We start from the raw sequence: 11,192 nt of genomic DNA on the forward strand, positions 1-11,192 counted from the left end.
GTCCCCCTTCTTTTCCCCCCCCCCCCCCCCCCCCCCCCCACCTCCCCCCCCCCCCCCCCCCCCCCCCCCCCCCCCCCCCCCCCCCCCCACGCCCATGAAGTCCGCCAACTGGAGAGGCCATGCCTTCGACCCATGACGACATCGCGGCACTGCGCGAGCAGATACAGGTCCTGCGCGACCGCGCCGAGCTGCGTGACCTGTTCGACCGCTACGTGACCGCCCTCGACACCTACGACGGCACGGGGCCGGAGGACTCCCGGTACGCCTCGCTCTTCACGGAGGACGCCACCTTCGCCTTCCCGATCGGCGTGTGCGCGGGGATCGAGGCCTTCGCCGCCTTCCAGCGCGAGGCCCGGGAGCGCTGGGCGCGCACCCACCACTCCAGCTCCAACCACTCCGTCGTCCTCGACGGGGACCGGGCCACCCTGCGGGCCCAGCAGCTCACCACGCACGTCCACCACGCCGGCCAGGGGCCCGCGGCCCACTTCGAGGTCGGCGGGTACTCCGAGGCCCGGGCCGTGCGCACGCCGGCCGGCTGGCGGCTGAGCCACGTAGCCTTCCACGTCGTGTGGGACTCCGGCGTACGCCTGCCCGAACTCGCCGGAGTCCGGCTGTGAGAACCGGATGAACGCCGTGCAGATCGCCGGCTACTGGGTCCCCGCCAGGGACTCCGCGCCGGAGGCCGTACGCCCCCAACGGCCGTGCGCCGCACCGCCCCTGACCACCCTGCTGCGCCGCCGGGCCGCCTGGGGCCTGGCCGTCGCCAGGGCCCGGCACATCCCGTCCGCCCGGCCTTCCTGACCCTCCTGGAGATGCCCCTCATGGTCCCTGTGCCGCCCGCCGGCGTGCCCCCGGTCCGGCCCGTCACCCTCGACGCCGACGGGATCCCGCTGTCCGGTCTGCTGGCCCTGCCCGCACAGCCCGTACCCCGGGCGCTGGTGGTGGCCCTGCACGGCTCGGGGATGAGCGCGGGCTACTTCGACAGCCGGGCCCGGCCCGGGCTCTCGCTCCTGGAGCTCGGCGCCGGCCTCGGCTACGCCGTGCTCGCCCTGGACCGGCCCGGGTACGGGGCCTCGGCCGGGGCGCTGCCCGAGGGGCAGGACCTCGCTGGGCAGACCGCCACGGTGCTCGCGGCCCTGGAGGGCTTCGCCGAGGGGCGCGAACTGGGCGCCGGAGTCTTCCTCGTGGCCCATTCGGGCGGCGGCCGCGTCGCGCTCGCGGCGGCGGGCGCCGCCCGGGGCGGCCTCGTACCGATCGGCGTGGACGTCTCCGGCATCGGCCGGCGCTTCGCCGTGGAGGCCGGCCGGCTGCCCGGACCCGACCTGCCGGGCGAGTGGCGCCGGCACTGGGGCGCCCTGCGGTTCTACCCGCCGGACGCCTTCCGGCTCGGGCAGCGGCTGCTGCGGCCGGTCCCCGCGGCCGAGGCGCGGGAGACGCGGCGGTGGCCGGAAATGTACCCCGCCGTGGCGGCCGGAGTGCGGGTGCCCGTGCGCTTCACGTTCGCGGAGCAGGAGCTGTGGTGGAGGCACGACGGGGAGGCTCTGGAGGAACTGCTGGCTCCGCTGATGGCGGCCCCCGCGGAGGTGGCCCGGCAGCCGCACGCCGGGCACAACATCAGCCTGGGCTGGGCGGCCCGCACCTACCACCTGCGGGTCCTGTCCTTCCTGGAGGAGTGCCTCCTCGCCCGCGACGTGGCCGTTGGCCGGGTCGTGACGGGCTCTGACGGCGACCTGAAGAAGGTTGACGCGGATCTGACATAGACCCCGTTGACCCCGTGGACGGGTACCGACGAGGGTTCTGGTGAGCATCCCGAGACGTGCAACGAGAACCGTCACACCGGGACACGTCCACTCGGTCTCCCGGTACCTGTCGGATCCGTCCGATCCATCTGAACCATCCCGAAGAGGAACGCGCATGAGCGACGTGAAGGACCTGGTGCAGGCCGGCGCCGTCACCGACGCCGAGAGAACCGACGCCTGACCTCGGTACCCGACCAAACGGTTGCGGCCCCCGCGGGCCCTCCGGGCCCTGGCCCGGCCGCAGCCCGTCTCCACGACCGACGAGAAGCAGGTTTCTCATGGCGACCGGCCACCACAATGTCCACCCGCTGCCGCAGACGAAGCAGCTGCGGGCCATGCACACGATCATCCGTGACCGCGGGGCCACCCGCTCGGACTTCGTGTTCTACTCCCGGCGCATCATCCGCCTCCTGCTCGAATCGGCGCTCGACCAGCTGCCGTTCGAGAAGCACGGGGCCGTCACGCCGGTCGGTGAGACGTACGACGGACTGAAGTTCGGCACCAAACTGTGCGCCGTGCCCGTGATCCGGGCCGGTGACTCCATGCTCGACGAGCTGCGCCAGGTCATCCCTGACATCACCGTCGGCAAGCTGCTCATCCAGCGGAACAAGGTCACCAAGCTCCCGCACCTGTACTACAAGAACTTCCCCGAGGACATCGCCGACCGGCACGTCCTCGCGCTGGAGCCGATGCTCGCCACCGGCGGCAGCGCCAACACGGCCATCGAGGTCCTCCTGGAGGCGGGCGTGCGTGAGGAGAACATCGTCTTCGTCAACCTGCTCGCGGCGCCCGAGGGCATCGCGGCCGTCCACGCCGAGCACCCGGACGTCAAGATCGTCACCTCGTCGATCGAGCAGCGCCTCAACGAGAACGCGTTCATGATCCCGGGCATCGGCGACTTCGGCGACCGCTACTTCGGCACGACCGACTCGGCAGCGGCCTGATGAAGGCCAGCCGTTCGCTTGCTGACTCCGCGCTCACGGTGCTCGCGCCCGTGGTCTGGGGGTCGACGTACCTGGTCACCACGGAGCTGCTGCCCGAGGGCAGACCCCTGCTCTCCTCGCTGCTCCGCGCCCTGCCCGCCGGCCTGATCCTGGTGCTCATCGGCCGGGTGCTGCCGAAGGGCATCTGGTGGTGGCGCGCCCTGGTGCTCGGCGTGCTGAACATCGGAGCCTTCTTCTACCTGCTCTTCGTGGCCGCCTACCACCTGCCGGGCGGCGTCGCGGCGCTGGTGATGGCCATCCAGCCGATGATCGTGATGCTGCTCGGCGCCGTGCTGCTGAAGGAGAAGATCAAGCGGATCCACGTGGCCGCCTGTGCCCTCGGCACGGCCGGCGTGGCCCTGCTCGTCCTCCAGCCGAACGCCGGGCTCAACGCCACCGGTGTCATCGCCGGTCTGCTGGGCGCGCTCAGCATGGCCTCCGGCATCGTGCTGACCAAGCGCTGGGGACGCCCCGAAGGGGTGGGCCTGCTGCCCTTCACGGGCTGGCAGCTCACCGTCGGCGGCCTGGTCCTGCTGCCGGTCACGCTGATCGGCGAGGGACTGCCGGGCGAGATCACCGCCAACAACCTCTGGGGCTTCGCCTACCTCGGCATCATCGGGGCCCTGATCGCCTACGCGATCTGGTTCCGCGGGGTGCAGCGGCTGCCCGCGCTGACCGTGTCGTTCCTGAGCTTCGGCTCGCCCCTGACGGCCACCCTGCTCGGCTGGTTCGTCCTCGACCAGTCGCTGTCGCCGCTCCAGATCCTCGGAGCGCTGACGGTGGTCGGGTCGGTGGTCCTGGCCCAGCCGAGGCAGGGCAAGCAGCAGCCGGAGGCAGAGCCAGAACCCGAGCCGGTCCCAGCGACCTCGCGGGAATCCGTCAAGGCGTAACGAGACGGAGCCCCGCCCACGACTCCCCGCCCGGCCCTGCCCCCCCGGAGCAGGGTGGGGAGCGGTGGTGGCACACCGCGGCCTCCCCCGTCCGCGGTGTGCCGCCCACCTCCCGACCCCGAACCGTGGAAGGACCGAGTCCGTGCCCCACATCCACATCAGGCACTACCCGAGGGACTTCACGGCCGAGCAGCTCAGGGCGATCGACGAGGCGGTGACCGCCGCCGTGACGCAGACCTTCGCCATCGGCGAGGACGCCGTCTCGATCTCCCTGGAGCCGGTCACACCGGAGGACTGGGAGACCCAGGTCCTCGCAGAGCTGGCGGACCGCCCGGACCAGCAGGTCAGGCGGCCCGGTTACTTGAACGAGAGTTGAGAGACATCCCGATGAGCGCAAGCAACGGCGTCCCCGTCGTCTACACCGAGGAGGTCCGCGAGGCCCTCCACGAGGGCAAGGCCGTCGTCGCCCTGGAGAGCAACGTCATCACGCACGGGCTGCCCTACCCGGACAACGCCGCCACCGCCCGCAAGGTGGAGGACGCGGTACGCTCCGGCGGCGCGGTGCCCGCGACGATCTGCATCGAGGCCGGCGCGATCCGCGTCGGGATGTCGGACGCCGACATCGAACGCTTCGCCTCCCTGCCGGGCATCCCCAAGGTGTCCAGCCGGGACCTGCCCGTCGTGCTGGCGCAGGGCGGCCCGGGCGCCACCACCGTGGCCTCCTCGGTCGTGGCGGCGGAGCTCGCGGGGATCCCGTTCTTCTCGTCCGCCGGCATCGGCGGCGTGCACCGGGGCGCCCAGGAGACCTGGGACGTGTCCTCGGACCTGATCCAGTTCACCCGCTCCAAGGTCGCCGTCGTCTGCGCGGGCGCGAAGATGATCCTCGACCTCGGCCTGACCCTGGAGTACCTGGAGACGCAGTGCGTCCCCGTCGTCGCCTACCGCTCGGACGACTTCCCCGCGTTCTACTGCCGTACGAGCGGCCACAAGGCGCCCCACCGCCTGGACGACGAGCAGGTCATCGCCCGCGCGATCGAGGCCCACTGGGCCCTCGGCAACAACAGCTCCTTCCTGATCACCACCCCGGTCAGGGAGGAGGACGCCATCGACTCCGCCGAGGTGGACACGGCCATCCGCGCCGCCGTCGCCGAGGCGGCCCGGGACGGCGTCTCGGGCCAGGCCATCACCAAGTACCTGATGCGGGCGGTCGACGCCGCCACGGACGGCCGTTCCGCCAAGGCCAACATGGCCGTCCTCGCCTCCTGCGCCGAGGCCGCCGGCCGCCTGGCCGTCGCGCACGCCGCACACCTCGCGGAGCGCGCGGCGTGAGCGGCTCCGGACAGATGCTGCTCTTCTCGGGACGCGCGCACCCGGCGCTGGCCCGGGCCGTCGCGGCCGAACTGGGCACGGAACTGGTCCCGACGAAGGCGATCGACTTCGCCAACGGCGAGATCTACGTCCGCTACCACGCCTCCGTGCGCGGGGCAGACTGCTTCGTGATCCAGAGCCACACGGCCCCGATCAACAAGTCGATCATGGAACACCTCATCATGGTCGACGCGCTGAAGCGGGCCTCGGCCCGCAGCATCACGGTGATCCTTCCCTTCTACGGGTACGCGCGACAGGACCGCAAGCACAGCGGCCGGGAACCCATCTCGGCCCGCCTGGTGGCGGACCTGCTCAAGACCGCGGGTGCGGACCGGATCCTGACGGTCGACCTGCACGCCGACCAGATCCAGGGATTCTTCGACGGCCCGGTGGACCACCTGTTCGCCATGCCGGTCCTCGCGGACTACATCGGCTCCAAGGCGGACCCGGCGGACCTCACCGTCGTGTCGCCCGACGCCGGCCGCGTACGCGTGGCCGACGGCTGGTGCGACCGCCTCGGCGCTCCGCTGGCCATCGTGCACAAGCGGCGCGACAAGGACGTGGCCCACCAGGTCACGGCCCACGAGGTGGTCGGCGAGGTCCGGGACCGGGTCTGCGTCCTGGTCGACGACATGATCGACACCGGCGGCACGATCTGCGCCGCCGCCGACGCCCTGTTCGCCCAGGGTGCGCGGGACGTCATCGTGGCGGCCACGCACGGGGTGCTCTCCGGCCCCGCCGCGGACCGCCTGAAGAACTCGCGCGTCAGCGAGTTCGTCTTCACGGACACCCTTCCGGTGCCCGGAGCACTGGGCCTCGACAAGGTGACAGTCCTGTCGATCGCCCCGCTCATCGCGGGCGCCTCGCGAGAGGTGTTCGAGAACGGATCTGTAACCCGGCTCCTGCGGAGCCGGTGATCGCCCGGACGGGCGGGCCGATGGGGGCCCGTACGTCCGTTGGGGGAGGCGGCCGCAGCACGCACCGCGCCGTTCCGGTTCTTCCGGGTGGTGAGGCTCTGCCCTTGCGCCCCTCAGTTCTTCGGTTCATCCGGTCGGGCGGTCGTCCCGGCCACTGCTCGACAACGGAACTTAAGGAAGCGGGAAATGACTCTTCAGGAGACCAGCGTGCTCGAGCCCACCCTGCGCGGCACCAACACCTTGCCCGGCCTGCTGGCGGAGCGCGTCGCCGAGCACCCCGAGGCGATCGCCGTCGCCTACCGGGATGAGAAGCTCACCTTCCGCGAGCTCGCGTCCAGAAGCTCCGCCCTGGCCGACTACCTGGGGCACCTCGGCGTCTCGGCGGACGACTGCGTCGGCCTCTTCGTCGAGCCGTCCATCGACCTCATGGTCGGCGCGTGGGGCATCCTCGGCGCCGGCGCCGCCTACCTGCCGCTGTCCCCGGAGTACCCCGAGGACCGGCTCCGCTACATGATCGAGAACAGCGAGGCGAAGATCATCCTGGCGCAGCAGCGCCTGGTGTCCCGCCTCCGTGAACTCGCCCCGCAGGACGTCACCATCGTGACCCTGCGCGAGTCCGAGGCGTTCGTCCGTCCGGAGGGCCAGGAGGCCGCCGTCGCCGGCGCCGACGCCCGCCCGGACACCCTCGCGTACGTCATCTACACCTCCGGCAGCACGGGCAAGCCGAAGGGTGTGATGATCGAGCACCGCAGCATCGTCAACCAGCTCGGCTGGCTGCGCGAGACCTACGGGATCGACCGCAGCAAGGTCATCCTGCAGAAGACCCCGATGAGCTTCGACGCCGCCCAGTGGGAGATCCTCTCCCCGGCCAACGGCGCCACCGTCGTCATGGGCGCCCCCGGCGTCTACGCCGACCCCGAGGGCCTCATCGAGACCATCGTCAAGCACGGCGTGACCACCCTCCAGTGCGTCCCGACCCTGCTCCAGGGCCTGATCGACACCGAGAAGTTCCCCGAGTGCGTCTCCCTCCAGCAGATCTTCAGCGGTGGCGAGGCCCTCTCCCGCCTGCTGGCGATCCAGACCACGCAGGAGATGCCGGGCCGGGCGCTCATCAACGTCTACGGCCCGACCGAGACCACCATCAACTCGTCCTCCTTCGTGGTCGACCCCGCCGAGCTGGACGAGGGCCCGCAGTCCATCTCCATCGGCGCCCCGGTCCACGGCACCACGTACCACATCCTCGACAAGGAGACCCTCAAGCCGGTCGGCGTCGGCGAGATCGGCGAGCTGTACATCGGCGGCGTCCAGCTGGCCCGCGGCTACCTGCACCGCGACGACCTGACCGCCGAGCGCTTCCTGGAGATCGCGCTGGAGGAGGGCGCCGAGCCCGTCCGCCTGTACAAGACGGGCGACCTCGGCCAGTGGAACGCGGACGGCACCGTGCAGTTCGCCGGCCGCGCCGACAACCAGGTCAAGCTGCGCGGCTACCGCGTCGAGCTGGACGAGATATCCCTGGCCATCGAGAACCACGACTGGGTCCGCAACGCCGCCGTCATCGTCAAGAACGACGGCCGCACCGGCTTCCAGAACCTGATCGCCTGCATCGAGCTGAGCGAGAAGGAAGCCGCCCTGATGGACCAGGGCAACCACGGCTCCCACCACGCGTCGAAGAAGAGCAAGCTCCAGGTCAAGGCGCAGCTGTCCAACCCGGGTCTGCGCGACGACGCCGAGCTCGCCGCCCGCCCGACCTTCGACCTGGAGGGCTCCGAGCCCACCCCCGAGCAGCGCGCCCGGGTCTTCGCCCGCAAGACGTACCGCTTCTACGAGGGCGGCGCGGTCACCCAGGACGACCTGCTGAAGCTGCTCGGCTCCAAGGTCACCGCGGCCTACTCCCGCAAGGCGGCCGACCTGGCCTCCTCCGAACTGGGCCAGATCCTGCGCTGGTTCGGCCAGTACATCAGCGAGGAGCGCCTGCTGCCGAAGTACGGCTACGCCTCCCCGGGCGCGCTGTACGCGACGCAGCTGTACTTCGAGCTGGAGGGCGTCGGCGGGCTGAAGCCGGGCTACTACTACTACCAGCCGGTCCGTCACCAGCTCGTCCTGATCAGCGAGCGGGCCGCCACCGGCAAGCCCACGGCGCAGATCCACTTCATCGGCAAGAAGAGCGGCATCGAGCCGGTCTACAAGAACAACATCCAGGAAGTCCTGGAGATCGAGACCGGCCACATCCTCGGCCTCTTCGAGCAGGTCCTGCCGGCCTACGGCCTCGACATCCAGGACCGCGCCTACGAGCCGGCCGTCCGCGAGCTGCTCGACGTCGCCGACGAGGACTACTACCTGGGCACCTTCGAGCTGGTCCCGAACGAGGGCGTGCGCGAGGACCACGCCGAGGTCTACGTCCAGACGCACGGCGGCAAGGTCGCCGGCCTGCCCGAGGGCCAGTACCGCTACGAGAACGGCGCCCTGACCCGCTTCTCGGACGACATCGTCCTCAAGAAGCACGTCATCGCGATCAACCAGTCGGTGTACCAGGCCGCCAGCTTCGGCATCAGCGTGTACAGCCGCGCCCCCGAGGAATGGCTGCACTACATCACCCTCGGCAAGAAGCTCCAGCACCTGATGATGAACGGGCTGAACCTGGGCTTCATGTCCTCCGGCTACAGCTCCAAGACCGGCAACCCGCTGCCCGCCTCCCGCCGCATGGACTCCGTCCTCGCCGCCAACGGCGTCGACGGCGGCCCGATGTACTTCTTCGTCGGCGGCCGCATCAGCGACGACCAGGCCGGCCACGAGGGCATGCGCGAGGACAGCGTCCACATGCGCGGTCCGGCCGAGCTCATCCGCGACGACCTCGTCAGCTTCCTCCCGGACTACATGATCCCCAACCGGGTCGTGGTCTTCGACCGGCTGCCGCTGTCCGCCAACGGCAAGATCGACGTCAAGGCGCTCGCCGTCTCCGACCAGGTCAACGCCGAGCTCGTGGAGCGCCCCTTCGTCGCCCCGCGCACGGAGACCGAGAAGGAGATCGCGGGCGTCTGGGAGAAGGCCCTGCGCCGCGAGAACGCCTCCGTCCAGGACGACTTCTTCGAGTCGGGCGGCAACTCGCTGATCGCCGTCGGCCTCGTCCGCGAGCTCAACTCGCGCCTGGGCGTCTCCCTGCCGCTGCAGAGCGTCCTGGAGTCCCCGACCATCGAGAAGCTCGCCCGCCGCCTGGAGCGCGAGGTCGCCCAGGAGTCCTCCCGCCTGGTGCGCCTGCACGCCGAGACCGGCAAGGCCAAGCCCGTGATCTGCTGGCCGGGCCTGGGCGGCTACCCGATGAACCTGCGGACCCTGGCCGGCGAGATCGGCCTCGGCCGCTCGTTCTACGGCGTCCAGTCCTACGGCATCAACGAGGGCGAGGCCCCGTACGAGACCATCACCGAGATGGCCAAGAAGGACATCGAGGCCATCAAGGAGCTCCAGCCGACCGGCCCCTACACCCTGTGGGGCTACTCCTTCGGCGCCCGCGTGGCCTTCGAGACCGCGTACCAGCTGGAGCAGGCCGGCGAGAAGGTGGACAACCTCTTCCTGATCGCCCCGGGCTCGCCGAAGGTGCGTGCCGAGAACGGCAAGGTGTGGGGCCGCGAGGCGTCCTTCGCCAACCGCGGCTACACCACGATCCTCTTCTCGGTGTTCACCGGCACCATCTCCGGCCCGGACCTCGACAAGTGCCTGGAGACCGTGACGGACGAGGCGTCCTTCGCCGAGTTCATCAGCGAGCTCAAGGGCATCGACGTCGACCTCGCCCGCCGGATCATCTCGGTCGTGGGCCAGACCTACGAGTTCGAGTACTCCTTCCACGAGCTGGCCGAGCGCACCCTCCAGGCGCCGATCAGCATCTTCAAGGCCGAGGGCGACGACTACTCGTTCCTGGAGAACAGCAGCGGCTACTCGGCCGAGCCGCCGACGGTCATCGACCTCGACGCCGACCACTACAGCCTGCTGCGCGACGACATCGGCGAGCTCGTGAAGCACATCCGGTACCTGCTCGGCGAGTAGTCGCGGGCCGGTCGACGAAGGCGGCCGCCCTGACGGAGAAGTCCGTCAGGGCGGCCGCCTTTTTGGGTTTATGACGTCTGAAAAAGATGTCGGGTAAATGGGATGTCGAATTCTGACGCAAGTTGACGGCGCTCTGACGTGTGGCCGGTTGACGTGCATCTGAGACCTGGAAGAGACTTTATATAATTCAGGCGGACTGTCGATTGCATTCAAAACTCCGTCGATGACCGTTCGGGAATTTCCGCCGTCTTGCTGACGAGGAGTTATCATCCATGCGTTTCAATCTCATTGGACCTTTCGAGATCGTCACGGACGACGGCAGGACGCTCCGTCCCGGAACGCCGAAGGTCTGTCAGACGCTCGCCCTGCTGCTCACGCGGCCCAACGAGATCGTCACCGCCGACGCGCTCATCCAAGAACTGTGGGGTGAGAAGCCGCCGCGCAGCGCCGTCACCACCCTGCAGACGTACGTCTACCACGCCCGCCGCATGTTCGCGAACGAGGGACTGACACCCGCGGGCCGGCCGCTGATCGTCACCAACCCGCCCGGTTACTCGATCCTCGTAGAGGACTCCGAGATCGACATCCGGATATTCGAGCGCCTCGTCACGAGGGCGCGCGCAGAGTTGAGCACGGGCGACCCGCTCACGGCCCTGCACACCGTGCGGGAAGCGCTGGAACTGTGGCGTGGACCCGCCCTGTCCAATTTCCCGGCGGGCGACATGCTGTCCGGTCACGTGGTCCACCTCGAGGAACTGCGCATCCGGGCGTTCGAGATCCGTATCGCCTGCGAGGAACAGCTCGGCTGGCACCGGGAGTCCATCCCCGAACTGCGCAGGCTCATCAACGACTATCCGCTCAACGAGTGGTTCCACAGCCAGCTCATCGGCGCCCTGGGCGCTGCGGGCCGACGGGCCGAAGCCCTCCAGGCGTACCAGAATCTGCGGCGTCTGCTCGCCGACGAACTCGGCCTGGAGCCCTCGCTGGAGCTCAAGCAGCTCCAGGCCCGTCTCCTGAGCCCGGTCGGACACCAGCCCCCCGCAGGGAGCCGGGACCAGGACGGCGCTTCCCGCCGGCTTCGGATGCCGGCCGGCTCCGGAACCTGAGGGGGGGGGGGGGGGGGGGGGGGGGGGGGGGGGGGGGGGGGGGGGGGGGGGGGGGGGGGGGGGGGGGGGGGGGGGGGGGGGGGGGGGGGGG

General features: G+C 70.3%; 10 protein-coding genes. All 10 read left to right on the plus strand.

Going from position 1 to position 11,192, the window contains the following annotated elements; genetic code table 11:
* Nucleotides 1-119 precede the first annotated feature (119 nt).
* The 10 genes from ACZ7IF_RS38865 (at nt 120) to ACZ7IF_RS38910 (ending at nt 11,101) form a co-directional block, all read left to right on the plus strand.
* Nucleotides 120-617, plus strand: coding sequence for a nuclear transport factor 2 family protein (locus tag ACZ7IF_RS38865; RefSeq protein WP_470981709.1), 498 nt, complete (start codon nt 120-122; stop codon nt 615-617).
* Nucleotides 618-624: 7 nt separating this feature from the next.
* Nucleotides 625-801 carry a hypothetical protein gene (locus ACZ7IF_RS38870; RefSeq protein WP_470981711.1) on the plus strand — a complete coding sequence of 59 codons (177 nt, stop codon included), beginning with the start codon at nt 625-627 and terminating at the stop codon, nt 799-801.
* Nucleotides 802-812: 11 nt separating this feature from the next.
* Nucleotides 813-1,760, plus strand: coding sequence for an alpha/beta hydrolase (locus tag ACZ7IF_RS38875; protein WP_470981713.1), 948 nt, complete (start codon nt 813-815; stop codon nt 1,758-1,760).
* 317 nt (nt 1,761-2,077) lie between these two features.
* A complete protein-coding gene (upp, locus tag ACZ7IF_RS38880) occupies nt 2,078-2,743 on the plus strand; it encodes a uracil phosphoribosyltransferase (RefSeq protein WP_470981715.1) in 666 nt (221 codons plus the stop codon).
* Complete coding sequence (locus tag ACZ7IF_RS38885) at nt 2,743-3,672, plus strand: EamA family transporter (protein WP_470981717.1); 930 nt, start codon at nt 2,743-2,745, stop codon at nt 3,670-3,672. Before upp ends, ACZ7IF_RS38885 begins: the two co-directional genes overlap by 1 nt.
* Before the next feature lie 142 nt (nt 3,673-3,814).
* Nucleotides 3,815-4,048, plus strand: coding sequence for a tautomerase family protein (locus tag ACZ7IF_RS38890; RefSeq protein WP_470981719.1), 234 nt, complete (start codon nt 3,815-3,817; stop codon nt 4,046-4,048).
* 11 nt (nt 4,049-4,059) lie between these two features.
* Nucleotides 4,060-5,001 (plus strand): pseudouridine-5'-phosphate glycosidase, encoded by a 942-nt coding sequence (locus tag ACZ7IF_RS38895; RefSeq protein ID WP_470981721.1) that lies wholly within the window; start codon nt 4,060-4,062, stop codon nt 4,999-5,001.
* Nucleotides 5,002-5,015: 14 nt separating this feature from the next.
* Nucleotides 5,016-5,957, plus strand: a complete 942-nt coding sequence (locus tag ACZ7IF_RS38900; RefSeq protein ID WP_470981727.1) for a ribose-phosphate diphosphokinase — start codon at nt 5,016-5,018, stop codon at nt 5,955-5,957.
* A gap of 186 nt (nt 5,958-6,143) precedes the next feature.
* Complete coding sequence (locus ACZ7IF_RS38905; RefSeq protein ID WP_470981723.1) at nt 6,144-9,995, plus strand: amino acid adenylation domain-containing protein; 3,852 nt, start codon at nt 6,144-6,146, stop codon at nt 9,993-9,995.
* A gap of 272 nt (nt 9,996-10,267) precedes the next feature.
* Nucleotides 10,268-11,101 carry an AfsR/SARP family transcriptional regulator gene (locus ACZ7IF_RS38910; protein ID WP_470981725.1) on the plus strand — a complete coding sequence of 278 codons (834 nt, stop codon included), beginning with the start codon at nt 10,268-10,270 and terminating at the stop codon, nt 11,099-11,101.
* Nucleotides 11,102-11,192 lie beyond the last annotated feature (91 nt).

Source organism: Streptomyces sp. NPDC037421 (assembly GCF_055602105.1).

Coding starts and splice junctions, on each gene's coding strand:
- ACZ7IF_RS38865 (WP_470981709.1), top strand. CDS start 120: ATGCCTTCGACCCATGACGACATCGCGGCACTGCGCGAGCAGATACAG.
- ACZ7IF_RS38910 (WP_470981725.1), top strand. CDS start 10,268: ATGCGTTTCAATCTCATTGGACCTTTCGAGATCGTCACGGACGACGGC.
- ACZ7IF_RS38875 (WP_470981713.1), top strand. CDS start 813: ATGCCCCTCATGGTCCCTGTGCCGCCCGCCGGCGTGCCCCCGGTCCGG.
- ACZ7IF_RS38895 (WP_470981721.1), top strand. CDS start 4,060: ATGAGCGCAAGCAACGGCGTCCCCGTCGTCTACACCGAGGAGGTCCGC.
- ACZ7IF_RS38905 (WP_470981723.1), top strand. CDS start 6,144: ATGACTCTTCAGGAGACCAGCGTGCTCGAGCCCACCCTGCGCGGCACC.
- upp (WP_470981715.1), top strand. CDS start 2,078: ATGGCGACCGGCCACCACAATGTCCACCCGCTGCCGCAGACGAAGCAG.
- ACZ7IF_RS38885 (WP_470981717.1), top strand. CDS start 2,743: ATGAAGGCCAGCCGTTCGCTTGCTGACTCCGCGCTCACGGTGCTCGCG.
- ACZ7IF_RS38870 (WP_470981711.1), top strand. CDS start 625: ATGAACGCCGTGCAGATCGCCGGCTACTGGGTCCCCGCCAGGGACTCC.
- ACZ7IF_RS38900 (WP_470981727.1), top strand. CDS start 5,016: ATGCTGCTCTTCTCGGGACGCGCGCACCCGGCGCTGGCCCGGGCCGTC.